This window comes from Methylobacterium tarhaniae (assembly GCF_001043955.1).
Taxonomy (GTDB): Bacteria; Pseudomonadota; Alphaproteobacteria; order Rhizobiales; family Beijerinckiaceae; genus Methylobacterium; species Methylobacterium tarhaniae.
The window spans coordinates 39,541-66,483 of sequence record NZ_LABZ01000006.1; the positions used below are offsets into that span (position 1 = coordinate 39,541).

General features: G+C 69.1%; 30 protein-coding genes and 1 tRNA gene. 15 read left to right on the forward strand and 16 right to left on the reverse strand.

Translation table 11 applies throughout. The features are described 5' to 3' along the window. Positions 1-684: 684 nt before the first annotated feature. Positions 685-774 (reverse strand) — tRNA-Ser (locus VQ03_RS00810). Between the two features lie 284 nt (positions 775-1,058). On the opposite strand from VQ03_RS00810, the gene VQ03_RS00815 reads away from it, so the two are divergent. After that, positions 1,059-1,472, forward strand: coding sequence for a response regulator (locus tag VQ03_RS00815; protein WP_083467693.1), 414 nt, complete (start codon positions 1,059-1,061; stop codon positions 1,470-1,472). Positions 1,473-1,847: 375 nt separating this feature from the next. Here the strand turns inward: VQ03_RS00815 and VQ03_RS00820 are convergent, their stop codons facing one another. The 4 genes from VQ03_RS00820 to VQ03_RS00835 all read right to left on the reverse strand — a co-directional run bounded on the left by VQ03_RS00820 (position 1,848) and on the right by VQ03_RS00835 (position 4,942). Next, a complete protein-coding gene (locus tag VQ03_RS00820; RefSeq protein ID WP_048448943.1) occupies positions 1,848-2,054 on the reverse strand; it encodes a hypothetical protein in 207 nt (68 codons plus the stop codon). A gap of 116 nt (positions 2,055-2,170) precedes the next feature. Then, positions 2,171-3,187 carry an ABC transporter substrate-binding protein gene (locus tag VQ03_RS00825; RefSeq protein WP_048448944.1) on the reverse strand — a complete coding sequence of 339 codons (1,017 nt, stop codon included), beginning with the start codon at positions 3,185-3,187 and terminating at the stop codon, positions 2,171-2,173. 71 nt (positions 3,188-3,258) lie between these two features. After that, entirely contained in the window at positions 3,259-4,146 is an 888-nt protein-coding gene (locus VQ03_RS00830; protein ID WP_048448945.1) for an ABC transporter permease, read from the reverse strand. Between the two features lie 25 nt (positions 4,147-4,171). Beyond that, on the reverse strand, positions 4,172-4,942 hold the full coding sequence (locus VQ03_RS00835) for an ABC transporter ATP-binding protein (RefSeq protein WP_048448946.1): 771 nt from the start codon (positions 4,940-4,942) through the stop codon (positions 4,172-4,174). 122 nt (positions 4,943-5,064) lie between these two features. On the opposite strand from VQ03_RS00835, the gene VQ03_RS00840 reads away from it, so the two are divergent. From VQ03_RS00840 to VQ03_RS33595, 5 genes are all read left to right on the forward strand, one after another. Beyond that, the gene (locus VQ03_RS00840) at positions 5,065-5,742 is read left to right on the forward strand and encodes a response regulator transcription factor (RefSeq protein ID WP_048448947.1); all 678 of its coding nucleotides are present in this window, start codon (positions 5,065-5,067) and stop codon (positions 5,740-5,742) included. Continuing rightward, complete coding sequence (locus tag VQ03_RS00845) at positions 5,739-7,124, forward strand: sensor histidine kinase (RefSeq protein ID WP_048448948.1); 1,386 nt, start codon at positions 5,739-5,741, stop codon at positions 7,122-7,124. The genes VQ03_RS00840 and VQ03_RS00845 overlap by 4 nt, the downstream gene beginning before the upstream one ends. After that, a complete protein-coding gene (locus VQ03_RS00850) occupies positions 7,121-8,227 on the forward strand; it encodes an ABC transporter substrate-binding protein (RefSeq protein ID WP_048448949.1) in 1,107 nt (368 codons plus the stop codon). The genes VQ03_RS00845 and VQ03_RS00850 overlap by 4 nt, the downstream gene beginning before the upstream one ends. A gap of 49 nt (positions 8,228-8,276) precedes the next feature. Next, positions 8,277-8,468, forward strand: coding sequence for a hypothetical protein (locus tag VQ03_RS00855; RefSeq protein WP_048448950.1), 192 nt, complete (start codon positions 8,277-8,279; stop codon positions 8,466-8,468). A gap of 111 nt (positions 8,469-8,579) precedes the next feature. After that, entirely contained in the window at positions 8,580-8,735 is a 156-nt protein-coding gene (locus VQ03_RS33595) for a hypothetical protein (protein WP_167376044.1), read from the forward strand. On the opposite strand, the gene VQ03_RS00860 is transcribed toward VQ03_RS33595, so the two are convergent. The 4 genes from VQ03_RS00860 to purM form a co-directional block, all read right to left on the reverse strand. After that, on the reverse strand, positions 8,728-9,102 hold the full coding sequence (locus VQ03_RS00860; protein ID WP_048448951.1) for a VanZ family protein: 375 nt from the start codon (positions 9,100-9,102) through the stop codon (positions 8,728-8,730). The genes VQ03_RS33595 and VQ03_RS00860 overlap by 8 nt on opposite strands. Positions 9,103-9,201: 99 nt before the next feature. Beyond that, the gene (locus tag VQ03_RS00865) at positions 9,202-9,462 is read right to left on the reverse strand and encodes a hypothetical protein (RefSeq protein WP_048448952.1); all 261 of its coding nucleotides are present in this window, start codon (positions 9,460-9,462) and stop codon (positions 9,202-9,204) included. A gap of 343 nt (positions 9,463-9,805) precedes the next feature. After that, positions 9,806-10,465, reverse strand: coding sequence for a phosphoribosylglycinamide formyltransferase (gene purN, locus VQ03_RS00870; RefSeq protein WP_048448953.1), 660 nt, complete (start codon positions 10,463-10,465; stop codon positions 9,806-9,808). Then, a complete protein-coding gene (purM, locus tag VQ03_RS00875) occupies positions 10,462-11,538 on the reverse strand; it encodes a phosphoribosylformylglycinamidine cyclo-ligase (RefSeq protein ID WP_048448954.1) in 1,077 nt (358 codons plus the stop codon). The genes purN and purM overlap by 4 nt, the downstream gene beginning before the upstream one ends. 90 nt (positions 11,539-11,628) lie before the next feature. Between purM and VQ03_RS00880 the strand changes: the two genes are divergently transcribed. From VQ03_RS00880 to VQ03_RS31395, 3 genes are all read left to right on the forward strand, one after another. Further along, positions 11,629-12,204 (forward strand): CDP-alcohol phosphatidyltransferase family protein, encoded by a 576-nt coding sequence (locus VQ03_RS00880; RefSeq protein WP_048448955.1) that lies wholly within the window; start codon positions 11,629-11,631, stop codon positions 12,202-12,204. A gap of 153 nt (positions 12,205-12,357) precedes the next feature. Beyond that, entirely contained in the window at positions 12,358-12,555 is a 198-nt protein-coding gene (locus VQ03_RS32580; RefSeq protein WP_157063898.1) for a calcium-binding protein, read from the forward strand. A gap of 33 nt (positions 12,556-12,588) precedes the next feature. Further along, complete coding sequence (locus tag VQ03_RS31395) at positions 12,589-13,101, forward strand: calcium-binding protein (protein WP_083467695.1); 513 nt, start codon at positions 12,589-12,591, stop codon at positions 13,099-13,101. A 47-nt stretch (positions 13,102-13,148) separates the two neighbouring features. On the opposite strand, the gene VQ03_RS32585 is transcribed toward VQ03_RS31395, so the two are convergent. Together VQ03_RS32585 and VQ03_RS00885 are read right to left on the reverse strand one after the other, a co-directional pair. Then, positions 13,149-13,895, reverse strand: a complete 747-nt coding sequence (locus VQ03_RS32585) for a hypothetical protein (protein ID WP_157063899.1) — start codon at positions 13,893-13,895, stop codon at positions 13,149-13,151. A 295-nt stretch (positions 13,896-14,190) separates the two neighbouring features. Continuing rightward, positions 14,191-14,949 carry a hypothetical protein gene (locus VQ03_RS00885; protein WP_048448956.1) on the reverse strand — a complete coding sequence of 253 codons (759 nt, stop codon included), beginning with the start codon at positions 14,947-14,949 and terminating at the stop codon, positions 14,191-14,193. A gap of 307 nt (positions 14,950-15,256) precedes the next feature. Between VQ03_RS00885 and VQ03_RS00890 the strand changes: the two genes are divergently transcribed. The 5 genes from VQ03_RS00890 (at position 15,257) to VQ03_RS00910 (ending at position 22,054) form a co-directional block, all read left to right on the forward strand. Next, entirely contained in the window at positions 15,257-16,381 is a 1,125-nt protein-coding gene (locus VQ03_RS00890; protein WP_425350015.1) for an AI-2E family transporter, read from the forward strand. 23 nt (positions 16,382-16,404) lie between these two features. Then, on the forward strand, positions 16,405-17,130 hold the full coding sequence (locus tag VQ03_RS00895; protein WP_048448957.1) for a P-loop NTPase family protein: 726 nt from the start codon (positions 16,405-16,407) through the stop codon (positions 17,128-17,130). Between the two features lie 230 nt (positions 17,131-17,360). Then, entirely contained in the window at positions 17,361-19,604 is a 2,244-nt protein-coding gene (locus VQ03_RS00900; protein WP_425350017.1) for an RNA degradosome polyphosphate kinase, read from the forward strand. Positions 19,605-19,670: 66 nt separating this feature from the next. Continuing rightward, complete coding sequence (ppx, locus tag VQ03_RS00905) at positions 19,671-21,206, forward strand: exopolyphosphatase (RefSeq protein WP_048448958.1); 1,536 nt, start codon at positions 19,671-19,673, stop codon at positions 21,204-21,206. Between the two features lie 596 nt (positions 21,207-21,802). Continuing rightward, a complete protein-coding gene (locus tag VQ03_RS00910; protein WP_048448959.1) occupies positions 21,803-22,054 on the forward strand; it encodes a hypothetical protein in 252 nt (83 codons plus the stop codon). 91 nt (positions 22,055-22,145) lie between these two features. On the opposite strand, the gene deoA is transcribed toward VQ03_RS00910, so the two are convergent. The 3 genes from deoA to VQ03_RS00925 are packed head-to-tail and all read right to left on the reverse strand — an operon-like array spanning position 22,146 to position 24,701. Next, positions 22,146-23,459: a thymidine phosphorylase gene (gene deoA, locus VQ03_RS00915; protein ID WP_048448960.1), complete on the reverse strand. Its 1,314-nt coding sequence runs from the start codon at positions 23,457-23,459 to the stop codon at positions 22,146-22,148. Between the two features lie 22 nt (positions 23,460-23,481). Further along, positions 23,482-24,306, reverse strand: a complete 825-nt coding sequence (locus VQ03_RS00920) for a purine-nucleoside phosphorylase (RefSeq protein WP_425350016.1) — start codon at positions 24,304-24,306, stop codon at positions 23,482-23,484. After that, positions 24,303-24,701 carry a cytidine deaminase gene (locus tag VQ03_RS00925; protein WP_048448961.1) on the reverse strand — a complete coding sequence of 133 codons (399 nt, stop codon included), beginning with the start codon at positions 24,699-24,701 and terminating at the stop codon, positions 24,303-24,305. The genes VQ03_RS00920 and VQ03_RS00925 overlap by 4 nt, the downstream gene beginning before the upstream one ends. Before the next feature lie 127 nt (positions 24,702-24,828). On the opposite strand from VQ03_RS00925, the gene VQ03_RS00930 reads away from it, so the two are divergent. After that, entirely contained in the window at positions 24,829-25,050 is a 222-nt protein-coding gene (locus VQ03_RS00930) for a DUF2093 domain-containing protein (RefSeq protein ID WP_048448962.1), read from the forward strand. Here the strand turns inward: VQ03_RS00930 and lpxK are convergent. Both lpxK and VQ03_RS00940 read right to left on the reverse strand, forming a co-directional pair. Next, entirely contained in the window at positions 25,036-26,007 is a 972-nt protein-coding gene (gene lpxK, locus VQ03_RS00935) for a tetraacyldisaccharide 4'-kinase (RefSeq protein ID WP_048448975.1), read from the reverse strand. The genes VQ03_RS00930 and lpxK overlap by 15 nt on opposite strands. Further along, complete coding sequence (locus tag VQ03_RS00940) at positions 26,007-26,921, reverse strand: glycosyltransferase N-terminal domain-containing protein (protein ID WP_083467696.1); 915 nt, start codon at positions 26,919-26,921, stop codon at positions 26,007-26,009. The genes lpxK and VQ03_RS00940 overlap by 1 nt, the downstream gene beginning before the upstream one ends. Positions 26,922-26,943: the final 22 nt, after the last annotated feature.

A 26,943-nucleotide genomic window follows, 5' to 3' on the forward strand; every position in this document is an offset into this window, starting at 1 on the left:
TCTTGATCTATTCCAGAAACGCCCTTATCCGGCTGCTCTACAAGGCCCGCCTTGCTCACGGCAGCCTGCCATGGGCCATCGCTTTGGGCCGCCGACGAGGCATCTATTGCCGTGCGAATTATCGTGATCGCCTCAATGATTTTCATTTCGTGCCTGCGTCCGTTTTCTACCTAAATCGGCAGCCCGCATAAGGTGTGAGCACTCAGGTGTTCGCCAAAGCAAAGCCAACGGAGGGTCGCCGATGTGAACCCCTACATAACGCGCGATGCGCGCGTCTGGTTCAGTTCGCCATTCGCATCTAGCGGCGTTAGGGCCACCTTTGCCTCTGTTGAGTTTCCCTCGAAGACGTATGCCATCTACCGGCCTGAGTTAGCCGCCTCCAACTTTTCTACGTCAGGCGCCAGTGCAGCCCTCGACCTTGTCTATGCCGCCCCGTTGCGGTTCAGCCTTGATGGTGCCCGAATAGGCGGCTCTGGCGTGAGCAACACGGAACAGTAGGAGGCATTGGTCCCGGACGTGGCAGGCTTCAGGTACGATGCCCTTCAGCGGTTGCGAGCTTCAAAACGGATGTGACAGTCTGTCGCATCTCGTGGGGGACACATGAGGGAACACTTTGGGGGACAGCCCCCGAAGCGTAACCGCTAAATGTTTGTAATTATAGGAAAATTCAGGCCAGCCAAAAGCTGGCGGAGAGAGAGGGATTCGAACCCTCGATACGGTTGCCCGTATACACGCGTTCCAGGCGTGCGCCTTCAACCACTCGGCCACCTCTCCGGGCCAGGCCTGCGGGGCGGCGGGGCGCCCGTGCAGGTCAGGTGCCGTCCTCTACCGGGGCGCGGGCCGCAGCGCAAGCGTGAGATCGCGGAACCGGCAAATTCCTGGTCGGGCCCCCATGGCGGCGCTGCAACCGGTGAAGGGGATCGCTCGTTTCGATCAACGGCCGGCGCGTGGCGCCGGCCGGCCGGAATCGGCCGCCCGAAGACACGACGACGGCCTGTCCGACCGCGCCGCTTCCGGGCGGGCGTTCCGGACGGGCCTGACCGGCAAGGACAGGCGACGTGAGAAACGATACCGTGAATGCCGAGAACGACGCCGGACACGACGCCAAGCACGAACGGCCCGTGATCCTGGTCGTGGAGGACGAGGCGCTGACGATCATGGATCTCAGCGACGTGCTCGACGCGGCCGGGTTCGAGGCGCTGCAATCGGCCTCCGCCGAGCGCGCCCTCGGCCTTCTGACCGGGCGGACCGACATCGTGGCGCTGATCACGGATGTCGAGCTCTCCGGCAAGACGGACGGCTTCGACCTCGCCCGCGCGGCGGCCCAGATGCGGCCCGACCTGCCGATCGTCGTCGTGTCCGGCCGCAGCAAGCCCGATCCCGACCGCATGCCGGCTCACGCCCGCTTCGTCGCCCGGCCGTGCCGCGGCGACGACATCCTGGACGTCCTCAGGACGCTGATGAAGGAGTAGAGGCCGAGGCGCCGTGGGGCTCCGGCTCGGCCAGCCACACCTCGACGGGGGCACAAGCCGGCCCGAAATCGAGGATCAGGTTGCGCAACCGGCGCGCCGGGCTCCCCGGCGCCACCGGCAGATCGACGGACTCGCCCACAGCCCGCAGGACACCCTCGATCCTGCGTCGACCCAGGGTCAAGCTGACGGGCGTCCCACTGCATGTGTCCACGCTGCGATACTCCTCTTACTGTCAACCGGATAACGCCGAGGAGGGAGGCGTGGTCCATGCGGGAGTCGATCAAGGTTACGGCTTGGTCAACCACGTGCACGACTCGCAGATCTGCACTTCAGAGTTGAGCCCGTGGTCGGGTTGGGCCTTGCCGTGGGCGCCCGTCAAAGGCCTCCGGCCTTGAGGGCACGCAGGCGGCGTGCTCCCGCCTCGGCCGGGCTGGGGACCGGGGAGAGCCGGCGCTCGAGGGCGTCCAGCTGGCGGCTCTGGGCCGTCAGGAGATGGCGGAGGGCCGTGATGCTGGCGTGCAGGTCCCGGGCATCGCCGAGCGGGTCGAGGGACCTGGGGGCTGTCGTGCGGTGAGTCGGCATGCCCGCCATCAAGCGAAAACATGCTTAACCAGACGTAAAAGCGCCCCGCCGGGCGGCGCGCGGCGGGGCCGATGTTATGAAAAAATTCCGCCCCGGCGACGGCCAGGGCGGAGGCGTCAGCTCCCGGCGCGGTCGCGCAGGGCGGGGATGAACAGCTCCTGCCAGCCGGCCGGCTTGGTCTTCATGATGCCCGCCCGGTTCATGAAGGTCACGAACTCCATGATGCCGTGCGGCGTCGCCGAGAACCGGCTGTCGGGATCCTCCAGGATCTGCGCGACCTCCTCGGGCGCCACCTTCACCTTCGAGGCGCGGGCGAAGATCGCCGCGGTCTCGGCCTTGTTGGTCTTGATGAACTCGCACGCTTCGTCGAGGGCGGCCAGGAAGGCCAGGGTGGTCTTCGGGTTGGCCTCGGTGAAGCGCTTGAGCGCGAATACCACGTCGAGGGTGATGTCGCCGAAGACCTGCGAGGCCTTGAGGATCGTGCGCACCTTCGGGTCGGCGCGCTCGACCTGGGTGAAGGGCGGCGAGGCGAAATGCGCGACGATCTCGGTCTTGCCCGACAGGAGCGCGGCGACCGCTTCCGGGTGCGGCAGGCCGACGGTGCTCGCATCGAGCTTGGTGTAGTTCTCGGGCCCGAACTGCTTGGCCACCGCCATTTGCAGCACCACCGCGGCAAGCGAGGTCTTGATGCCCGGGATCGCGATCTTGTCCTTCGGGGTGAAATCGGCGAGCGACTTGATCTCCGGCTTGACGACGTTGAGATCGAGCGCCGTGGTCGACATGCCCGAGATGCCGATCACCTCGGTCTTGGCGCTGCCGCGGCCCTTCGACCACAGGGCGAGGAAGCCCGGCGCGCCGGTGCCGGCGATGTCGAGGGAGCCGGCGATCATCGCGTCGTTGATGACGTTGCCGCCGTCGAGCGTGAGCCAGGTCACTTTGACGTCGCCGAGGCCTGCCTTGGCGGCCTGGGCCTCCAGGAACTTCTTCTCCTGCATCACGAAGAGCGGCAGGTAGAGGGCGCCGTAGCCCTTCGAGATGCGGATTTCGGATACCTCGGCGCGGGCGGCGCCGAAGGTCATCGAGAGAGCGAGCGCGGCGCCGGCCGCGAGGCCGAGGAGTTTGCGTGCGAACATGGGGGGTTCCTCCGGGACTGTCGTCAAGCGTGCCCCGGACCGTCGCCGGTCCGGGGCCGTCGGTTGTTGGTTCAGTGCTGCATGCCCCAGCGGCGGATCGTCTTCTTCTCGATGTTGGCGAAGATCACGTTCTCGACGAAGAGGCCGATCATGATGACGGTGAACAGGCCGGCGAAGACGTTGGTGGTCTCGAGGGCGTTGCGGTTCTCGAAGATGTACCAGCCCAGCCCGCCCGAGCCCGAGGAGACACCGAAGACCAGCTCGGCGGCGATCAGGGTGCGCCAGGCGAAGGCCCAGCCGACCTTGAGGCCGGTGAGGATGCTCGGGAAGGCGGCCGGGATCAGGACCGCCCGCACCAGGCTCAGGTTCCGCAGGCCGTAATTCAGCCCGACCATCTTGAGGGTGTTCGAGACCGAGCGGAATCCCGCATGGGTGTTGAGGGCGATCGCCCACAGCACGGAGTGGACGAGGACGAACACTACGCTGCCCTGGCCGAGGCCGAACCAGATCAGCGCCAGCGGCAGCAGCGCGATGGCCGGCAGGGGGTTGAACATCGCGGTCAGGGTCTCGAGCAGGTCGGTACCGATCCGCGAGCCGATGGCCAGCGTGGTCAGGAGCGCGGCGAGCACGATGCCGATGCCGTAGCCGATGGCGAGGGTCTGGAGCGAGATCAGGGCCTTGGCGGGGATCTCGCCGCTCAGGACCGAGCCGGCGAAGGCCTCGACCGTGGCCGAGAAGGTCGGGAACAGGAGCGGGTTGTCGAGCCAGCGGCCATAGATCTCCCAGACCACCGCGAGGGCGGCGAGGACGGCGGCCTTGCGCAGCCAGCTCTGGCGATAGGCCAGCTCGGCGAAGGACAGGCGCTGCTCGACGCTGATCGCACCGGCGGCGGCGGTCTCGCGGACGATCTCGGGCCGCTGGGTCAGCGGCGTGCTGAGGGGGGCGAGGGTGGCGGTCACGGCGTGTCTCCCAAGGATCTGGCTGTCAGGCGAACAGCATGTCGTTGATGCGGGTCTCGAGGGCGCCCTGCGCGGCGGTGCCGAGCTCGGAGGCCGGCAGGCTGTTCAGCTCCGCCTTGACCTGTCCCGGATGGGGCGAGAGCAGCAGGATGCGGGTGCCGACCTTGATCGCCTCCTCGATCGAGTGGGTGACGAACAGCACCGTGAAGCGGGTATCCTCCCACAGGCGCAGCAGCTCGTCCTGCATCTTGCGGCGGGTGAGCGCGTCGAGGGCGGCGAAGGGCTCGTCCATCAGCAGGATGTCCGGTTCCATCGCCATGCCGCGGGCGATCGCCACGCGCTGCTTCATGCCGCCGGAGAGCATGTGCGGGAAGGAATCGGCGAACTTCGCCAAGCCCACCTTCTCGATGTAGGACATCGCCCGGTCCATCGCCTCGGGCCCGGTGGCGCGGCCGCTCGCCGTCAGGGCGAAGGCGACGTTCTGCTTGACGGTCTTCCAGGGCAGGAGCTGGTCGAATTCCTGAAAGACCATCATCCGGTCGGGGCCGGGCTCGGCGACCTTGCGGCCCTTGAGCTTGATCTCGCCCTCGACCGGGGTCATGTAACCGCCGATCGCCTTGAGCAGGGTGGACTTGCCGCAGCCGGACGGCCCGAGCAGGATGTAGCGGTCGCCCGGCATCACCTCGAAATCGACCCGGTAGGTCGCGGTGACGAGGTGATCGGTCGTCTTATACTGGAGCGTGACGCCCTCGACCTGGAGCAGCGGCTCAGGGATGATGGTCGGGCGTGCGTTCATGGCGTGTCTCCCCTTGCGTTCGTCGTCGGGCCCACTTGGCCGGGCGTTGGAGCGTGGGGTAGCCTTCGAACCTGTCGCCAACCTGACAGATAGTTCCACGCGGCGATCGGAGAGGAACTTTCGTGCGCATCCTGCTCGTCGAGGACACGCGGGACGTGGGCGAGGCCATCGCCGTTCGCCTGCGCGGTCTCGGCCACGCGGTCGATTGGGAAGTGGACGGCGCGGCGGGAGACGCGCTGCTGGAGGTCCAGGCCTACGACCTCGTCATCCTCGACGTGAACCTGCCGGGGCTCGACGGCTTCGCGATCCTCAGGCGCCTGCGGGCGCGCCGCGGCCCGGTGCCGGTCCTGGTGCTCACCGCCCGCTCGGAGGTCGACGACCGGGTCGGCGCGCTGGATCTCGGGGCCGACGACTACCTGGTGAAGCCGTTCGACTTCCGCGAGCTGGAGGCCCGCGTGCGGGCGCTCCTGCGCCGCAACAGCGGCCACGCCGACAACGCGCTTCTCCTCGGCAACCTGCGCCTCGACCGGGAGGCCCGCAGCGGCAGCGTGGCGGGGGACCCCCTCGAACTGACGCGGCGGGAATGGACCCTGATCGAGATCCTGGCGGCGCGGCCGGGGCGCATCTTCGCCAAGGGGGAGCTCCTGGAGCGGGTCTTCGCCTTCGAGGAGGAATCGAGCGAGAACGCCGTCGAGCAGATCGTGGCGCGCCTGCGCCGCAAGCTCGCCGCCGCCGGGGCCCAGGCCGAGATTCGCACCCTGCGGGGGTTGGGCTATCAGGTCGTGTGTCCGGAGCCATGATTCCCCGCACCTCTTCCCTGTTCGCCCGCCTCGTCGCGGTGCTGGCCCTGGTTCTGGCCGTCGGGGCGGGCCTGCTGCTGGTCGCCGCCTGGGCCTCGGCCCGGCTCGCGGCGGACGAGGCCTATGACCGGCTCCTCGTCGGCGCGGCGCTCCAGATCGCCGAGACCATCGCCAGCGACGGACGCGCGATCTCGGTCGATCCGCCCTTCTCGGCCTTCGAGACGCTGGCCCTCAGCCCTCGCGACCGGATCTTCTACAAGGTGATCGATCCCGCCGACCGGCTGCTCACCGGCGATGACGACCTCGCGGTGCCGGTCGACCGCGCGCGGCTCGCCGCCGGGCCCCTCCTTCTCGACGCGGAGCATCGCGGCCAGGCGGTGCGGGCGGTGGTGGCGGGGCGCTACGTGCCGGACGCGACGCAAGCCGGCTTCGCCGCCGTGGTGGTGGCCCAGACCCGCGAGGCACGGGGTCAGCTCACCCGCACGCTCACCGTCAAGGCCAGCCTGATGGTGCTGGCGATGAGCGCCTTGGCGCTGGGCGCCGTCGCGGTGGCGGTGCGGGGCGCCCTGCGGCCGCTCGGTGCCATCGAGGGCGTGCTGGCGGCCCGCGGACCGAACGACCTCCAGCCGCTCGGCCTCGCCGCCCCGCGGGAGATCCACCTGCTCGTCGCCTCGATCGACCATTTCATGGGCCGGCTGTCGGGCCATGTCGCGGTGATGAAGCGCTTCATCGCGGATGCCGCGCACCAGATCCGCACGCCGCTGACCGCGCTCGCCGCCCAGCTCGACCTCCTGTCGAGCGAGACCGACGAGGGGCGTCGGCGCGACCAGCTCGCCCGCATCCGCGAGCGCACGGCCGAGCTCGGCCGGCTCACCAACCAGCTCCTCAACCACGCGATGGTGATCCACCGCGCCCGCACCGCTGCCTTCGATCCGGTCGACGTAGCGGGGCTCGCCCGCCGCACCCTGATCGATGCGGTGCAGCAGGCCGGCGACCGGGCGGTCGATTTCGGCTACGAAGGGCCGGAGGGGGCCGTGACGATCCCGGCCGATGCCATCGCGCTCCGCGAGGCCCTGTCGAACGTGATCCACAACGCCCTCAAGCACGGCGCCGCGAGCCGGCTCACGGTGCGGGTCGGGCGCGAGCGCGGCCGGGTGATCCTGGCGGTCGAGGATGACGGGCCGGGCATCCCGGCGAGCGACTGGGCCCGGGTGCGTGAACCGTTCCAGGCCGCCACCGGCGGCACGGTCGGGTCCGGCCTCGGCCTGTCGATCGCCGCCGAGGTCGCGGCGGCCCATGGCGGCGAGATGCGCTTCGAGGCCCATTCCGAGCGGGGGTTCTGCGTGGTCCTGTCGCTGCCGGATGCGGAGGCGCGGTCGTGATCCGGCCTCTCGCGCTCCTCCTCGCCCTCGGCCTCGCAGGGCCGGCCGCCGCCCTGGAGGTGAGCCGCTTTCCCGCCAGCGAGTACGAGCGCACCACCCTGACGATCCGGGGCGCGACCGACGCCGAGGCCATGGCGCCGCTGATCCGCGATTACCAGCAACTCTATCCCGACGTGACCGTGATCTACCACGAATACGTCACGACCGACCTGTTCGGCGAGATGGCGGCTGCCTGCGCCGCCGGCCGGGCGGACCGCGAGCATGCGACGGACGTGGTGATCTCGTCCTCGGTCGATCAGCTGATCAAGCTCGCCAACGACGGCTGCGCCCGGCCCCACCGCTCGATCGAGACCGGCCGCCAGCCCGATTGGGCCGCCTGGCGCAACGAGGTGTTCGGCTTCACCACCGAGCCGGCGGTGATCGCCTACCGGCCCGACCTCGTGCCCCGCGAGGACCTGCCCCGCAGCCGGGTCGAGCTGGTCGACCTCCTGCGGCGCAAGCCCCAGGCCTACGCCGGGCGGATCGGCTCCTACGACATCACGCTGTCGGGGATCGGCTACCTGTTCGCCGCCTACGACGCCCGCGCCGCGGCCACCTATGGGCGCCTCGTCGAGGCGTTCGGGCGGGCGAACCTGCAGGTGCGCTGCTGCACCGCCGACCTGATCGCCGATCTCGAATCCGGGCGCATCGCCATCGGCTACAACCTGCTCGGCTCCTACGTCTACGCGGCGATGCGGCGGGGAGCCCGCCTCGGCCTGGTCGTGCCGCGGGACTACACCCTGGTCCTGAGCCGCGCCGTCCTGGTCCCGGTCACCGCCCGGGCGGTGGGGCACGCCTTCGCCTTCGTCGATTACCTCCTCTCCGCCCGCGGGCAGCGGGTCTCCCGCGAGGAGGCCTTCTTCTTCGACCGCGACGGCCCGCTCCCGCCAGGGGTCGACGGCCCGCCGAGCCTCGCCGCCGCCGGCGCCTTCCGGCCGATCACCGTCGGGCCGGTGCTGCTCGCGGTGCAGGATCGCGCCAAGCGCGCCCGCTTCCTCGCCGAGTGGCGCCAATCGATCGGGGCGGAGGCGCCGAAGGGCGAGAGGCGGGCCGACGAGCCGTGAGGCAACTCACCCGGCCCCCGGCCGTTGACCCGGCGGAGGACCGATCGCGATGAAGGGATCCCCGTACAGCCTGTGGCTCTCCGCCGCCAACCGGGCCGCCGGCTTCTGGATGGGTCATGCCGCCAACGCGGTGCGGCGCCAGCAGCGCGCGGCGCTGAGCGAGATCGGCAAGGCCGCCACGCCCAAGGTTGCGAAGCCGAGGCCGAAGGGCCGGCGCCGGACGAAGCGCCGGGCATCGTGAGCCGGCCCCCCTTCAGCCGACCCCTTCGCGGCCGACCCGAATCATCTTAATCTCCCCGCCCTTGAGCAGGCCCGCACGAGAACGACGGGCCGGCCCTCGGAGGAGGCTGCCATGCAGGAGCAGGTGCGCATCACGGTGCGGCCCGACGGCCGCTACACGCTCTATCGCGGCGAGACGCCGCTGATCTTCGGCCTGACCCGCGAGATGGCGTTCACCCTGGCCGAGAGCTGCGGCGTCACCATCGAGCGGGCCTACAGCATCAACTGACGGAAGGCCCCGGCGCCGCGCCGCGGGCCGCGAGGCGGGGAAAGACCAGGCCGGCGGCCAGGGAGGCCGCCGACCCGCAGCCGCAGCCCACCAGCTTGACCATGAAATCGGCGATACGCCCGTGCCGGGTCGGCTCGAACAGCTGGAACGCCTCGAGGGCGCCGGCCGCCGCCACGGTCAGCAGCAGCACCTGCCAGCGATGGCGCGGATAGCCGAGGGCGAGCAGGAAGGCGAGCAGCGCGAAGGCGCCGAACCGCTCGATCGAGACCGGCATGCCGCTGACCGGCCGGTAGCCGATCGGCGCGACGGTCGCCACCGTGATGGCGGCGAGGATCAGCCAGCCGATGACGCGTGACGCTCTGGACATGGAAGGGTGGCCCGTGCGGGCCCGCACGGCCCGATCTGTCGAATGACACCGATGGCGGTGCCAGATCGCGCCGTGCTCCGCAATCCTGGAAGGGACGGTTTACGGCTCCGCCCGAAGGGAGTGCGGCACCGTGACATCCGCGGCGTCGCCGGGACGATGGGGAAGGGCGGCCGGCGCGGCGGGGGCCGCCTCATCCCGCTCCTCGCGGCGTTCGATCGCGCCGAGAATCAGGGCAGCCTGGGCGCCGCTCACCGCCGCCGTGAGCAGCCCGAACACGACCGCCCAGCCGAGCCCGAAATGCAGTGTCCAGGCCACGGCCGTCAGGCCGCCGCTGATCGTCGCCGCGACGATGAAGAACATCCGGCGCCTCCCGATCTTCCGCGCCGCACTCTATTTGAACTTGTCATTTCTGTGAAGCGTTATCCGATCACTGCGTCCGCCGCAGGTTGTCGTTGCGGGCGACACAGTACTTCCTTGCGGGCATTCACGACGACGATTGCTCCCGGCAGGGTCGATGCCGGGAGCGGAGCGATCAGCCGGTGAGCAGGGAGGAGCAAAGCGGGTTCGGCCCCTGCGCCAGCGACAGGGCCGGATCTCGCCCGCCGGACCGGCGATGCAGCCCGCCGGCGATCGAGAGCGCGGCAGGGACGGGGTTGATCGCGCCGCCGTGCGTACCGCCGGGCCGGACGTGCGCCCGCGCGGATCAGGCCAGGGCCGGCGCCACCAGCGCCCCGTCCGCGGCCCCGCTTCCCTCCGCGAAGACCACCCGGCCCCCGTCGAGGCGGGCCCGGCCGCTCGCCACCAGGGCGAGCGCCGCGGGGTAGATCCGGTGCTCCTGCACCAGCACCCGGGCGCTCAAGGTGTCCTCGTCGTCCTCCGGCAGCACCGGCACGGCGGCCTGGGCGACGATCGGGCCGGCATCGAGCTCCGGCACCACGAAATGCACCGTGCAGCCATGCACCCGCACGCCGGCCGCCAGCGCCTGGGCATGGGTGTGCGTGCCGCGGAACAGCGGCAGCAGCGACGGGTGGATGTTGAGCATCCGCCCGGCCCAGGCCTCGACGAACCAGGGCGTCAGCACCCGCATGAAGCCGGCGAGCACCAGGAACTCGACGCCGTGGCGGCGCAGGGCCGCATCGAGCGCCCGCTCGAAGGCGGCCCGGTCCGGATGGGCCCGGTGATCGACCGCCTCGGTGGCGAGCCTGGCCGCCGCGGCCCGGGCGAGGCCGGGCGCGTCCGGCCGGTTCGAGGCGACGAGGACGATCTCGGCCGGGTAGTCCGGCGCCTGCGCGGCCTCCAGCAGCGACACCATGTTGGAGCCGCGGCCCGAGATCAGGATCGCGACCTTGGCGCGGGCGCTCATAGGGCGAGCTTGCCCGAATAGGTGACCGGGCTGTCGCCCCGCTCGGTGATCTGCCCCAGGCGCACGGGCGCCTCGCCGGAAGCCGTGAGCGCCTGAACCACCGCGTCGGCCCGGGAGGGATCGACCACCACCACCATGCCGATGCCGCAATTGAAGGTGCGCAGCATCTCGGATTCGGCGACGTTGCCCTGGCGGGCGAGCCAGCCGAACACCGCGGGCACCTGGATCGCGTCGAGGTCGAGGGCGATGCCGACGCCGTCGGGCAGCACGCGGGGCAGGTTGTCGGGAAAGCCGCCGCCGGTGATGTGGGCGAGCGCCTTGATCGCGCCGTGGCCGGTTTCCTTGAGCGCGGCCAGGAGCGGCTTGACGTAGATGCGGGTCGGCTCCAGCAGCGCCTCGCCGAGGCTGACGCCTTGCGCGAACGGCGCCGGCGCGTCGTAGCCGAGGCCGGAGGCGGCCACGATCCGGCGCACCAGCGAGAACCCGTTCGAGTGAACGCCCGAGGAGGGCAGGCCCAGCACCACGTCGCCGGGTGCGATGCCGGCGACCGGCAGCAGCGCGCCGCGCTCGGCGGCTCCGACCGAGAAGCCGGCGAGGTCGTAATCGGACCCGTCGTAGAGGCCCGGCATCTCGGCGGTCTCGCCGCCGATCAGCGCGCAGCCGGCCTGGCGGCAGCCCTCGGCGATGCCCTTGACGATGTCGGCGCCGACGCCAGGGACCAACTTGCCGGTGGCGTAGTAGTCGAGGAAGAACAGGGGCTCGGCGCCTTGGACGATGATGTCGTTGACGCACATCGCCACGAGGTCGATGCCGATCGTGGCGTGGCGCCCGGTCTCGATCGCGATCTTGACCTTAGTGCCGACGCCGTCATTGGCCGCCACCAGGATCGCGTCCTTGAAGCCCGCCGCCTTCAGGTCGAACAGGCCGCCGAAGCCGCCGATCTCCGCATCGGCCCCCGGCCGGCGGGTCGCCCGCACCAGGGGCTTGATCGCCTCGACCATGGCGTTGCCGGCATCGATGTCGACGCCGGCCTCCGCGTAGGTCATCCCGTTCTGGCGCTCGCCCGTCGTCATCCCTCGACCCTTCGCCTCGATCCGTCACATGCTGGACCCGCTCTTAGCCGCTCTTGCCCGCGACCGCGAGTCGGGGCAGCCCGATGAGTCATGACGCTGCCGAAGCCTTCTCCGATCGTCCTGCCGCGCTCCCTGCCGAACCTGATCACCGCCGCGCGCCTCGCCCTGGTGCCGTTCGTCGTTGAGGCCATCGCCCGCGAGGCCTGGGGGACGGCCTTCCTGCTCTTTGCCGTCGCGGGGCTCTCCGACGGGATCGACGGATTCCTCGCCCGCCGCTACGGCCTGACGAGCCGGCTCGGCGCGATCCTCGATCCCCTCGCCGACAAGGCCCTGATGCTCGCCGTGCTGGTGAGCCTGACGCTCGCCGGACTCGTCCCGGCCTGGTTCCCCGCCCTGCTGATCGTCCGCGACGCCCTGATGGTGATCGGTGCCGGCCTCGCCCGCCTCGCCAGCCGCCCGCTGGAGACCCCGCCGCTCCTCGTCGGCAAGCTCAACACCGCCTGCCAGATCGCCTTCCTGGCCTGGCTCCTCGGGAGCCGGGCGCTCGGGATCGCGGCGGTGGAGGCGGAGGCGGTCGCGATGCTGGCGCTGGCCGGGCTGTCGGTCGCCTCGGCGCTGGCGCAGGGAATCGCGGCGTGGCGAGGAGGAGCGGCGACCAATCGGTGAGGCGGCTGCCGCTGTCCAGATTCCTTCCTGGCTTGTTTTTGGGAAGCTGTTTTTCGTCGTGGCGAAAGAAATTTTTATTTACGTCGAGTAACATTGCAGAAAATTCGTAAAATAGGCTGCGCGCGATTCGCGGCGAGGGGAAGAAATAACACAATGAATATCACCGGAAACTATAACAACAATGTTCTCATCGGCACTGAATATGATGACGTTATAGATGGTGCTTTAGGAAATGATGTTCTTATCGGCAAGGGTGGCAATGATAAATTTCTCGTAAAGGGCGGGCAGGGTCCGGATCATTACGATGGTGGAACTGGAAACGATGTGATCTCGATCGAACAAGTGCCCTAGTATTATAATTATATTTGGCTCGAGATTGCTTCTATGGAAAGCGTTGAACTAATCGATAATAAAAGCGGCCTTGCTGCTTACATTGTTACAAATAATTATCTTAATTTGAATGGAACAGAACTTAGAAATATAAATGACATTCAAGGTATGGCTGGAACTCAGTATATAAAGGGAAGTGTGCAGGCAGATATTATCAAGGGGTTGGATGGTGATGATTTTCTTGAAGGATTTCGCGGAAATGATACGCTCTACGGTGGAAATGGTGCCGACGAACTGGTAGGAGGGCGTGGAAATGACTCCCTATACGGCGGGGCAGGTGCTGATAAGTTCGTATTTGATATCGATCACGGATCCGATACGATCTACGATTTCGAAGATGGCATAGATAAAATTGAATTCCCGGCAGATTTTACTTACAGCTGGGCTGCTTCCGGAAATGGTACTCTTGTCACTGCCGGAACAACAAGTATATTTTTAGCTGGAATTTCTTCATCATTGATCAGTTCTGACGATTTCGGAACGACTTCATATAATATATACGGCTGATTCAAATGGCGACTGCCGCAACTTATATTGCGGCAGTCGCCATTTTTTTACTCAATTTCTGATACGCCAAAATCCAATTCGAGAAACACAATGCCCTTATCATAAAATCTTACTACGTTATCATTGTCTCGCTTCATATATAACTCCCCGGATGCCTTGTCTCGCACTTCGAATTTGCCAATCCGAAATTGACCGTCGGATCCTTGCGATATAATCTGACCCGTGATGTCTGCATCTTTTGCAATTTCTGCTGTGAGATCAGAAATTTTCGTTTTAAAATTTCCCAAAAAATTTAAAGTTCCGGCGTTTGATTCTTTGAGTACGACCCCGCCATGCACGCGTCCAGTTGTATAAGAAAAATCAGTTTTGAAATAATCTTCTATGATAAAAAATATTTGGCGCCCCTCAATAACTCCATCGGGCCAATGATGAAGCCCAGATGTTCTTGCATCCTGCTCAGCTTGTGCCTTGGCCGATGCAATCATTGCATTCCTTTCCGCTGGGTCTTCGATATCTTCCAGGCGCTCGTAGTAGCGGACGCCTGGGCTGCTGCCATGGTTAGAGCTTGCCCAAATTTCCGCTGCCCGTAGCGCCGCGTCACCGATCTTGGCCGCCGCAGCCTTACTTGCGGCAGCAGTCTCGACAGAGATCGTGTTCACGATCTTGAGGATTTTGGCGGCGGCCTCGTCCGTGTCCTCCGGCCCGCGACCGGCCGTGCGGCCGTGAAAGACCGGCCCCGTCGTTTGGAAGAGGGTGGTGACATACGACGCCGGTGTACTGCCGATGCTGGTCATGGCACATCCTTGATGCGGCGCAGGCGCTCTCGATGACGCAGGCCGTTACTGAGTGATACGTATTTACGCCGTGTTCGAGCGATTTTCGTGTCGAAATCGCAGGTGACCGCGGTTGTCGAAGGCTATTGCCAGTATGACATTATTTTTTTCATCCAGATGCATGCTTTGATCTTACCTAGATGTGTGGCCCGGGTCTGGATCGCGGCCATGGCGCGCATGCCTTGCGGTGCAGCCCCTCTCCCGCGACTCGACCGATCAAAACAGACTCACTGGCACGGTATTGAGCGCAGCCACGCTATTGCTCGACGTCCGACGCCCCGTAATCGACTTCGAGCAGCACCGTTCCCTTGTCGTAAAATCTGAGAAAATTTTGATCGTCCATTTTCATGAATAATTGTCCGGTTTCTTTATCTCGCGCCTCGAATTTGCCAATGCGAAGCTGACCATCGGAGCCCTGAGACACGATCTTGCCGGAGATGTCCGCGACCTCTGCGACGCCCGCGGTCAATACTGAAATTTTATCACGAAGCGCGCCAAGGAAGTTCAGATACGACATATTGCTTTTCTCGATGACATCGCCGCCGCTGGTTCTGCCGGTCGTATATGAAAAATCTGATTTGAAATAATCTTCCATGATAGAGAATATTTTTTCTCCTTCTCGCATTTGTTCCGGCCAGCGATGATAGCCCGGGGTCACGGCGTCGATGGCCTTCTGCGCAGCCTCCTTCCTGGCAAAATCCACCATGATGGCGCGATACTCTGGGTCCTCGATGTCCTCGGGACGCTCATAGTAGCGCACCCCCTGGCTGCTGCCGTGGTTCGGACTCGCCCAGATCTCGGCCGCCCGTAAGGCCGCATCGCCGATCTTGGCCGCCGCTGCCTTGTTCGCGGCACTAGTCTCGATGGAGATCGTATTGACGATCTTGAGGATTGCGGCGGCGGCCTCGTCCGTGTCCTCCGGCCCGATGCCGCCCACGCGGCCGTGAAAGACCGGCCCCGTCGTTTGCAGGAGCGTGGTGATATACGACGCTGGTGTATTGCCGATGCTCGTCATGGCACATCCTGAATACGGCGCAGGCACTGGAGACGAGGCGGGCCGCCATCGATTTTTTGGTGTATCCCCTATTTATCCGATTCATTCCGCAACGGCAACGACAAGAAAACCCAAAGAATTGAATTTCTTGCCGAGCCGATGTTTTATTTTTGATGGCCGGGGTATTTTTTATTAACCTCTTTCCGCAGGGCTCACGGCGCCGGAATCCCGGAGCGCCCGCAGACCGGGCTTGACCCTGCGGCGGTGCCCTTCCATCTCGGTCCGGCCGGGGCGCGACGGATTCGCGTGGGTGACGGGGCCAGTGCGCATGCCGATCCAACGCCGGGCCGCCATCACCCTGGCGGTCGTCGCCCTCGTGGTGTTCCTGCTCTACCAGCTGCGCGACGTGCTCCTGCCCTTCGTGGCCGGCGCGGCGCTCGCCTATGCCCTCGATCCGGTCGCCGACCGGCTGGAGCGGTTCGGGCTCGGGCGGCTCACCGCGACGCTGATCATCCTGGCGACGTTCCTGCTCGGGCTGATCCTGGCCCTGATCCTGGTGGTGCCGCTCGCGGCGAACCAGATCGCGGCCCTGGTCGCCTCGCTGCCGGCGATGATCGCCAAGCTCCAGGCGATCATCGCCGAGCGGGCCGGCCCCCTGATCGAGCGGGCCGGCGGCCACGGCGCGCTCCAGGAGCTGCAATCCTCGGTCGGCAACCTGATGGGCCAGGCGGTGGCCTGGATCCTCGGCTTCCTGCGCTCGCTGTGGTCCGGCAGCCAGGCGATCGTCGGCATCGTCTCGCTCCTGGTGGTGACGCCCGTGGTGGCGTTCTACCTCCTCGTCGACTGGGACCGGATGATCGCGACCCTCGACCGCTGGGTGCCGCCGCGCCACCGCGACACCGCCAGGATGCTCGCCCGCGACATCGACGGGGCGATCACCGCCTTCATCCGCGGACAGAGCCTGGTCTGCCTGATCCTCGGCACCTTCTACGCCGTCGGCCTGTGGTGCGTCGGGCTGAATTTCGGCGTGCTGATCGGCCTGATGGCGGGGTTCCTCACCTTCATCCCGTATGTCGGCTCGCTCACCGGCTTCCTGCTCTCCACCGGCGTGGCGCTCGTGCAGTTCTGGCCCGACTGGGTCTCGGTGGTGCTGACAGTCGGAGTCTTCCTGGTCGGGCAGTTCCTCGAGGGCAACGTGCTCCAGCCCAAGCTCGTCGGCGATGCGGTGCGGCTGCACCCGGTCTGGCTGATGTTCGCGCTTCTCGCCTTCGGCTCGCTGTTCGGCTTCCTCGGCCTGCTGCTGGCGGTGCCGGTGGCGGCGGCCCTCGGGGTCATCGCCCGCTTCGCGGTGAAGAGCTACCTCGCGAGCCGCCTCTACCACGACGGCACGCCGATCCTCACCGCCGACGCGACGGTGGCCAAGTCCGCCCCGCCCGCCATATCGAAACCCTGAACCCGCAAGATCCTGAAGCCCGCATGCCCGACCAACCGCGCCAGCTCGCCCTCGATCTGCCCGTCGCGCCCCGCTTCGGCTCCGAGGACTTCCTGGTCAGCCCGTCCAACGAGGCGGCCTACGCCCGGATCGAGGCCTGGCCCGACTGGCCGGACCGCGTCCTGGTGCTCACCGGCCCGCCGGGCAGCGGCAAGAGCCACCTCGCGGCGATCTTCGCCGAGCGGTCGGGCGCCCTGACGGTGCCGGTCGCCGCCGTGACGGCGGAGGCGGTGCCGGAGCTGAGCCTCGCCGACGCCCTGGTGATCGAGGATGCCGACCGCGAGGCGGGCCGCGACGAGGCCGCCCTGTTCCATCTCCTCAACCTCGCCCGCGAGCGGGGCCTGAGCGTGGTGGTGACCGCCTCCGGGCCGGTCGAGGCCTGGGGCCTGTCCACCCCCGACCTGCGCTCGCGCCTGCGCCTGGCTCCCGGGATCGGCATCGCCCCGCCGGACGAGGCCCTGCTCAAGGTCGTGCTGGTGAAGCTCTTCATCGACCGCCAGCTCGTCGTCGATACCAGCGTGGTCGATGCCCTGGCGCTCCGGATCGACCGGTCCCTGGCCCGGGCGCGGGACGTGGTGGCGGCCCTCGACCGGGAGGGCTTGAGCCGGCGCCGGCGCATCACCCGGCCCCTGGCGCTCGCCACCCTGGCGGCCCTGGACGGGGACGGGGAGGGGATGCGGGACGACGAGGAGCCGGACGACGAGGCCTGACCCGTCCGTCGGACACGTTGCGGGCGCCAGGCGGGGGTCTTCCCGCGCCGTTCACGCAAATGTCAAACTGTCCTGTCACCGGGGAAGGCTGAAAGCCGCGCCCCGGCCCTATCCAAGGAGAAGCCATCGTGTCGGACACCGCTGCCGGAGCCAGTGCTATCCCGGTTCTCGACGAGACCGAGGCGACGCCTGAGAAGGTGGAGGGCGACCGGCGCGACGAGGCGGAGATCCTGGCCGAGACCAAGCTCGAATCCAAGGCCGAGACCGGCCGCGCCGAGGATGCGGAGGCCACGCAGGCGGCGGCCCGCCAGGCGAAGGCCGATGCCGTGGCCGCCGGCCGGGCCCTGCGCCACGAGCCGGGCCGCTACGTGAACCGCGAGCTGTCCTGGCTGCAGTTCAACCGCCGGGTGCTGGAAGAGGCCTCGAATACCGGCCATCCCCTGCTCGAGCAGCTGCGCTTCCTCTCGATCTCGGCCAACAACCTCGACGAGTTCTTCATGGTGCGGGTCGCCGGCCTGCACGACCAGGTCCGCGCCGGGCTCACCGCGCCGTCCGCCGACGGCCTCTCCCCGGCCGAGCAGCTCGCCCGCATCGACGCCGAGGTGTCGGGCCTCGCCCGCGACCAGCAGCGGCGCTGGCGCGAGCTGCGCGAGGAGCTGCACCGGAACGGCATCGACCTCGTCGAGGCGATGGACCTCGCGGCCGAGGAGGCGGCCTGGCTCGAGGATTACTTCCTCCAGCACATCTTCCCGGTGCTGACGCCGCTGGCCATCGACCCGGCCCATCCGTTCCCCTTCATCCCGAATCTCGGCTCGACCATCGCCCTGACCCTGGTGCGCCCCCGCGACGCCCGGGCGCTGCGGGCGCTGATCCGCCTGCCCTCGATCATCGACCGCTTCGTGCGCCTGCCGGATCCCGGCAACAGCGGCACCGCCCGGTTCATCGCCATCGAGCAGGTGATCGTGCTGTTCACCAGCCGCCTCTTCCCGGGCTACCTGGTCAAGGGCCAGGGCGGCTTCCGGGTGGTGCGCGATTCCGATCTCGAGATCGAGGAGGAGGCCGAGGACCTGGTGCGCCACTTCGAGACGGCGCTGAAGCAGCGCCGCCGCGGCGTGGTGATCCGCCTGGAGGTCGACGCCACCATGCCGGAGGACCTGCGCACCTTCGTGGCCGACGAGCTGGAAATCGGCGGCGACGCGGTGTTCGTGGTCGAGGGGATGCTCGCCCTCAACGAATTGTCGCAGATCGTCGGGATCGACCGGCCGGACCTGAAGTTCAAGCCCTACAACCCGCGCTTCCCCGAGCGCATCCGCGAGAGCGGCGGCGACTGCTTCGCGGCGATCCGCCAGAAGGACTTCATCGTCCACCACCCCTACGAATCGTTCGACTCGGTGGTGCAGTTCCTGTCGCAGGCCGCCCGCGACCCGAACGTGGTGGCGATCAAGCAGACGCTCTACCGCACCTCCTCCAATTCCCCCATCGTCGCGGCGCTGGCGGAGGCTGCGGAAGCCGGCAAGTCGGTCACGGCCTTGGTCGAGCTCAAGGCCCGCTTCGACGAGGAGGCGAATATCCGCTGGGCCCGCAACCTCGAGAAGGCCGGCGCCCAGGTGGTGTTCGGCTTCATCGAGCTGAAGACCCACGCCAAGCTCTCGATGGTGGTGCGCCGCGAGGGCGACCGCTTGGTGAGCTACTGCCACGTCGGCACCGGCAACTACCACCCGATCACCGCCCGGATCTACACCGACCTGTCGTTCTTCACCGCCGACCCGGTGATCGGCCGCGACGTCTCGCGGATCTTCAACTTCATCACCGGTTACGCCGAGCCGGCGGAGCTGGAGCGGATGGCGGTCTCGCCCCTGACCATGAAGGCGCGGCTCCTCGAGCACATCGCCGAGGAGATCGCCCATGCCAAGGCCGGCCGGCCGGCGGCGATCTGGATCAAGTGCAACTCCCTCGTCGACACCCAGATCATCGACGCGCTCTACGACGCCAGCGAGGCCGGCGTGCCGATCGACTGCGTGGTGCGCGGCATCTGCTGCCTCCGGCCCGGGGTGCCGGGCCTGTCGGAGAACATCCGGGTCAAGTCGATCGTCGGGCGGTTCCTGGAGCACGGCCGGGTCTACGCCTTCGGCAACGGCGTCGGGCTGCCCCACCCCAAGGCCCGGGTCTACATCTCGTCAGCGGACCTGATGAGCCGCAACCTCGACCGCAGGGTGGAGGCGATGCTGCCGATCCTCAACCCGACGGTGCACCAGCAGGTGCTCGACCAGATCATGATGGCGAATCTCCTCGACAACCAGCAGAGCTGGCGTGTACTGGCGTCGGGCGCGAGCGAGCGGATCGAGCCCGCCGAGGGCGAGGAACCCTTCAACGCGCACAAGTATTTCATGACCAACCCGAGCCTGTCGGGCCGCGGGAAGGCATCGAAGAAATCGAGTCCCCGCGCGCTCAGCCGGCGCGCCCAGCGCGCTTGACGCAGGCCCCAGGCCCGTCCCCAGGGTTCCTGCCCGTCAGGCGGCTCCCCCGTCATGAGGACCTGGATGGGCCTGGATCGTACCGCCCTGAACGAAGCCGCGCTCGCCCGGATCGAGCCCGGCGCCCCTGTCGCCATCATCGATATCGGCTCGAACTCCGTCCGGCTGGTCGCCTATTCGGGCATCAGCCGGGCACCGACCCCGCTCTACAACGAAAAGGTCCTGTGCGGCCTCGGCCGCAACGTGCTGACCACCGGCCGCCTCAACGAGGAGGCGGTGCGCCGCGCCCTCCAGGCGCTGGCCCGGTTCCGGGTCCTGTGCGAGACCATGCATGTCGGGCAGGTCTTCGTGCTGGCCACTGCCGCCGCCCGCGACGCCGAGAACGGCCCGGCCTTCCTGGAGGCCGCGCAGGCCGCCTGCGGCCACCCGATCGAGCTTCTCTCCGGCCGGCGCGAGGCGGAGCTGTCGGCCTACGGCGTCATCTCGGGCTTCCACGCGCCGGACGGCCTGGTGGGCGATCTCGGCGGCGGCAGCCTCGAACTCGTCGATCTGCGCGGCTCGGCGGTCGGCAGCGGCGTGACCATGCCGCTCGGCGGCCTCGCCCTCCAGGATCTCAGCGGCGGCTCGCTCAAGAAAGCCCGCAAGATCGCGGCCGAAGCGCTCAAGAAGGCGGGGCCGCAACTCGACACGCTCAAGGGCCGCACCTTCTACGCCGTCGGCGGCACCTGGCGGGCGCTCGCCCGCCTGCACCAGGCGGCGCGGGACTACCGCCTGCACGTGATGCACGGCTACAGCATCGAGCCGAACGACGAGCTCTCCTTCCTCCAGGTGGTCGAGCAATCCGACGCCGCGACGCTCGCCGCCGTCGAGAGCGTGTCGGAAGCGCGCCGCCCGCTCCTGGCTTACGGGGCGGTGGTGCTGGAGGAGCTGATCCGCTCGGGGCGCCCGCGGGAGATCGCGATCTCGGCCACCGGCGTGCGCGAGGGCCTGCTCTACGAGAAGCTCGACGACGCCGCCCGCGCCCGCGACCCGCTGCTGCTGGCCGCCGCCGAGCTCAACCGCCTGCGCTGCCGCAGCCCCGGCCACGGCCCCGAATTGCAGGCCTGGACCGACGCCTTCATGGCGAGCCTGTCGACGCCGGAGACCGCCGACGAGCGGCGCCTGCGCCACGCCGCCTGCCTGCTCGCCGATGTCGGCTGGCGCACCCATCCGGATTACCGCGGCGAGCAAAGCCTCAACGTCATCGCCCACGCCTCCTTCGTCGGCATCGACCATCCGGGCCGGGCCTACCTGGCGGTGGCGGTGTTCTTCCGCCACGAGGGCGTCGCCCCCGAGAAGGCGAGCCCGCTCCTGCGCCAGCTCGCCGGTCCGCGCCTGTTCGAGCAGGCGCGCCTGCTCGGCGCGGTCCTGCGCGTCGCCTTCCCGGTCTCGGTGGCGATGGCGGGCATCCTGCCCCGCACGCCGCTGGCGATGCGCGACGGCGCCATCGTCCTCACGCTGCCGCCGGATCTGCGCGACCTCGCCAGCGACCGCCTGTCGAACCGCCTGCGGGGGCTCGGACGGCTGCTGGGGGTCGAGGCGCGGATCGAGATCGGGGAGTAATGCCAACGGTCGTTGAAAACGACCTTTGGTTCCGTTCTCGAATTTTCGTCAAGCCTCTGGCTTAACTTCGAAAATTCGAGATGGCCCACCGGGCTGATGCGTCAGCATCCTAGGCCGTTGATAATAGGGCGAGCGGCGCCGGTTGTCTGCGGGTGCCGGCGCTTCGCATCCGAACTCGGCCGCCGTGATCGCTTCCACGACGCGTGATCAGGAACCATGACGGCCTCGCCGGGACCGCGTGCCCGGGGCGTCACCCGGAGACGGCCGACGGATGGTGCGACGAGGCGCGACACGACCGCGCGGGCGCCTCGCTTCGAGGCCCTTGCAGAGCCGAGACGCGGTGTGCGGCGGGGCCGGCGGTCGAATGTGTGCCGGGAGCGTGTGTGTTCAACAATTGACACGTGCTCGCTCGACCGCCTTGATTTTCGACCAAAGGATAAGCGGAACTCAGCGGCACTTCCTGAGTTGTGGCGCGAACCGCGCAAGTCACCGTTAAGTTTTTCCTCTTAACGTATTCTCAACTTGCCTTCCGTTCGGGATGAGGCGATTGTCGGACTCAGTTCAGCGTTCGTGCACTCGCAGGTTGAGAGGTCGCAATGGCGTGGAATGTCTACGAGCGGCGCGTGATTCATCGGCGTCGACTTCTCGACGGGTCAGTTGAAGAAACCGAAAGCATCACGACGATCCCGGTGGCGGGCGTGGCCGGCGTCGCGGTGGTTGGTCTCGCCGTCGGCGTAGCCGCTGCGGCGACGCTTCCGGTGACGGGCACCGCAACCGCGATGGCCGGCGCCGTCGCGGCCGGCGCCAAGGCCGCCAGTGCGGCCCTGCCGGCTATCCTCGTCGCCTAAGCGTAGCCCCCTCCCGCACCGCGTGGTCCGCACAATGCCTGTCATGGGCATTGGGCGGGCCACGATGCTCTTTTACGGCAGCAACGCCGTCTTACTCGACCCGCCCCAGGATCACCTTCCGCTCCGCCACGGCCTCAGGGCCGACCCGATACGCTGCTACGACCTCGGCCGCCGCTCGCGCCGCCGCCGCCTCGCTGCGGGCATGCACCACCGCGAGCGGCCGGTCCGGCCCGACCTCGGCGCCGACCGGCGCGAGGTCGGTGAGGCCGACGGCGTGATCGATGCTGTCCTCCGGGCGGGTGCGCCCGCCGCCGAGGCCGATCACCGTGACGCCGATGGCACGGGTGGCGATGGCGGCGACGCGGCCCGGCTGGGGCGCGTGGACCGGACGCACCACGGCGGCGCGGAGCAGGTGGCGCTCCGGATGGTCGATCAGGTCGGACGGGCCGCCGAGCGCCGCCACCATGCGGGAAAAGATCTCGGCGGCGCGCCCGGAGGCCAGGGCCTCCTCCAGGCGGGCGGTCGCGGCCGGGATGTCGGGGCTCAAGGACCCGAGGACCAGCATCTCGGCGCCGAGCGCCAGGGTGACGGCGTGGAAGCGCGGCTCGCGCCGGCGGCCGGCGAGGTAGTCGAGGGCGTAGGCCACCTCGGCGGCGTTGCCGGCGACGGAGGCCAGCGGCTGGTCCATGTCGGTGAGGAGGGCGCGGGTCGGCAGGCCGGCGCCGTTCGCCACCGTGACGAGGCTCTCGGCGAGGCCGTAGGCCTCCTCCGTGCGGGCCATGAAGGCGCCGGAGCCCGCCTTCACGTCCATGACCAGGCCCTGCAAACCGGCGGCGAGCTTCTTCGCCAGGATCGAGGCGGTGATCAGGTCGAGGGATTCGACCGTGCCGGTGACGTCGCGGATGGCGTAGAGCCGCCGGTCGGCCGGGGCGAGGTCCGGGGTCTGGCCGATCACCGCGCAGCCGACCTCGCGCGTGACGCGCCGGAACAGGTCCACGTCCGGCGTCGAGGTGTAGCCCGGGATGCTGTCGAGCTTGTCGAGGGTGCCGCCGGTATGGCCGAGGCCGCGCCCGGCGATCATCGGCACGTAGCCGCCGCAGGCCGCGACCATCGGGGCGAGGGGCAAGCTCACCGTGTCGCCGACGCCGCCGGTGGAATGCTTGTCGACCACCGGGCCGGGCAGGTCCCAGGCGAGCACCGTGCCCGAGCGCATCATCGCCCGGGTCAGCGCTACCCGCTCCGGCAGCGACAGGCCGCGGAAGAACACCGCCATGGCGAAGGCCGCCGCCTGCCCCTCGGTGACCCGGCCCTCGGTCAGGCCGGCGATGAAGGCCTCGATCGCCTCCGGCGGCAATGCGTGGCCGTCGCGCTTGAGGCGGATCATTTCCTGCGGCAGCAGCGTCATGGAATCGTCCCGGGAAGAGGAATCAGAGATCGCCGGAGAGCAGCGCGGTGACGAGGCGCCCGACATCCTCCGCCGCCTCCGCCGCCACCCGCTTGGTCTCGTCGTGGTGTGGGGCGCCCGCCGCGAAGCCCGCGGCGTAGTTCGTCACGAGCGAGAGCGCCGCGACCCGCAGGCCGAAGAAGCGGGCGAGGATCACCTCCGGGACCGTCGACATGCCGACGAGGTCGGCGCCGAGGATCCGGGCCATGCGGATCTCCGCCGGGGTCTCGAAGCTCGGGCCCGAGAACCAGGCATAGACCCCGTCGCGCAGCGGCACGCCGCCCGCCGCCGCGGCGGCTTTCAGCGCCGCCCGCAAGCCGGGATCGTAGGCATCGACCATCGGCACGAAGCGGGCATCGGAGGGCTCGCCGTAGAGCGGGTTCATCCCCGACAGGTTGACGTGGTCGGTGACGAGCGCGAGGCGGCCGGGGCCGGCCTCGGGCAGGAGCGAGCCCGCCGCGTTGGTGAGGAGGAGCGGCGGAGCTCCGAGCGCCGCCACCACGCCGACCGGCACCCGCATCGCGGCGGCATCGCCGTGCTCGTAGGCGTGGGCGCGGCCCTGGAACAGCAGCACCCTTCCTCCGCCGAGGCGCCCCGCCACCAGCCGCCCGGCATGGCCCGAGACGCCGGAGGCCGGGAAATGCGGGATCTCGCCGTAGGGCAGGGCGACCGGGTCCTCGACCCGGTCCGCGAGGGGCCCGAGCCCGGTGCCGGTGACGAGGGCGAGCGCGAAAGGCCCCGCGAATCCGCGCGCCCTGAGGAAAGCGGCGGCCTCGGCCACCCGGGGATCGTCGGGCAGCGCGCTCACGCGAGGTTGTCCGGCCCGAACGAGGCGGGAAGCAGCTCGTCCAGGGTGAAGGTTCGTCTCACGCCTCGCGGCCCGGCGACGTGGATGGGGGTGTCCGGCGCGGCGAATTCGCGGATGCGCTGGCGGCAGGCCCCGCAGGGGGTGACCAGGGCCTCGCCGTCGCCCAGGACCAGGATCGCGGCGATGCGCCGGCCGCCCCCCGCCACCATGGCGGCGATCGCCCCGGCCTCGGCGCAGGTGCCGACCGGGTAGGCGGCGTTCTCGACGTTGCAGCCGGCATGCACCGCCCCGGCCTCGTCGAGGATCGCGGCGCCGACGCGGAAGCGCGAATAGGGCGCGTGGGCGCGCGCCTGGACCGCGCGGGCCGCGGAGAACAGCGTGTCGGTCGGATCCATCCCGGCTCCGGCAGGTGTTGCGGTATCCTCCGATCATGGCCGGCCGGGCGCCCGCCGTCGAGCCCGTCGACAAGCCGCGGCCCGCGCCCTACACCCGCATTCTTTCGACCGAGAAGGAAATCTTTCGATGCTGGGACGGTTCGAGCGCGGCGGATCCGGCGAGGCCGTCGTGGAATACGGCGACAGCAACCTGCGCGTGGTGCGGCCCGGCCGGTTCGTGCGCTGCGCCGTGACCGGGGTCGAGATCCCCCTCGACGCCCTGCGCTACTGGAGCGTCGAGCGCCAGGAGGCCTATGCCGATCCCGACGCGGTGATGGTGCGCCTGCGCGACAACTCAAAGACCGCGTAGCAGGGCGCCGAGCGCTTCGGGCTCGTCGAGCGCCAAGACCACCGGCAACGTCGTCACCGGCATCGTGGCCGGCAGGCGCACCCGGTCCTTCTCGGTCGTCACCAGCAGGAGCCCCTGGGCTGCGGCTTGCGCCGCGAGGGCGTCGGCCTCCGCCGCCGTGAAGGCGTGGTGGTCCGGGAAGGTGCGGGTCCCGCGCAGGTCGGCCCCGATGTCGCGCAAGGTCGCGAAGAACTTTTCGGGGCGGCCGATCCCCGCGAAGGCCAGGACCGGGCGCCCCGCCAGGGCGGCGGCCACCGCGGGATCGGGCACGAGCCGGCCGGACAGGGCCGGCACTCCGCGCTCCCGCGCCTGCGCGAGCACCCGGGCGCCCGGCGCGCCCTCGCCGATCACCAGGGCGGCGTGGATCCGGCGCCACTGCCCGTCGGCCGGCGCCCGCAGCGGACCCGCCGGAAACACCCGCCCGTTGCCGAGGCCGACCGCGCCGTCGAACACCGCGATCGCCAAGTCCTTGGCGAGGCTCGGATTCTGCAGCCCGTCATCCATCACGACGATGTCGGCGCCGGCCTCGATGCAGGCCTGCGCGCCCGCCACCCGGTCGCGGGCGACGATCGCCGGGGCGGCCCGGGCGAGAAGCAGCGGCTCGTCGCCGACATCGTCCGCGCGGTGCCGCCCGGACTCCACCCGCACCGGGCCGGGCAGGCGCCCGCCATAGCCCCGGCTCAGGAAAGCCGGGCGCCGGCCGAGACCGCGCAGCAGGGCCGCCACCGCCAGTGCCGTCGGCGTCTTGCCGGCGCCGCCGAGGGAGAAATTGCCGATGCAGACCACCGGGCAGGGCGGGGCCGCCCCGGCCCGCGCCATCCGGCGGGCGGCGAGCGCCCCGTAGAGCGCACCGACGGGTCCGAGCAGCCGGGCTGCCGGTGTCGGCGCCTCCCGCCACCAGAAGCCCGGGGCCCGGATCACGAGGCGAACCGCCCGGCGATCTTCAATTGGCAGATGAAGGGCTCGATCGCCGCCATCGCCCGGTCGGTCGCGCCGCCGGCGGCCTCGATCGCCGCGGCACCCGCGCGGGCCATCGCCTGGCGGGTGGCGGGATCGGCGAGGAGCTGGCCGACGGCCGCCGTCAGCTCCTGCCCGTCCCGCACGATCCGGGCCCCGCCGGCCCGGTCGAGCGCGCCGTAGACCTGGGCGAAGTTGCGCACATGCGGCCCGTACAGGATCGCGGCGCCGAGCCGGGCCGGCTCGATCGGGTTCTGGCCGCCATGGCGGGCGAGCGACCCGCCGACGAAGACGAGCGGGCAGAGGCGGTAGAACAGGCCGAGCTCGCCGACCGTGTCGGCGACGTAGAGATCGACCTTGTCGTGCGGCTGCCCGCCGGCCGACCGGCGCCCGACCCGCAGGCCCGCCGCCACCGCGTCGGCGGCGACGGCCGGGCCGCGCTCGGGATGGCGCGGCACCACGATGGTGAGGAGGTCGGGGTAGCGGCGCGCGAGCGACCGGTGGGCGGCGATGGCGGCGGCCTCCTCGCCCGGATGGGTCGAGGCGGCGAGCCAGACCGGCCGCCCGGCGATCACGCCGGCGAGCTGGCGCAGCGGCTCGGGATCCGCCGGCGGGGCCCCCGCGTCGAATTTCAGGTTGCCGCCCGCCTCGACCCGCGGCGCACCGAGGCGGGCGAAGCGCTCGGCCTCCTCCCGGCTCTGGGCGAGGCAGAGCGCGATGCGCGAGAGGAGCGCGCGGGCCACCGCCGGGGTGCGGGCCCAGCGGCGGGCCGGGGGCCCGGGCATCCCCCCCCTGGCCAGGATCAGCGGGGCCCCCCCCCCCCGGCGGGGCCGGGTGGGGGTCGGGCCGAGGTCCGACCCCGCGGCCAAAACCAAGGACCGGGCGCCACTGGACGGG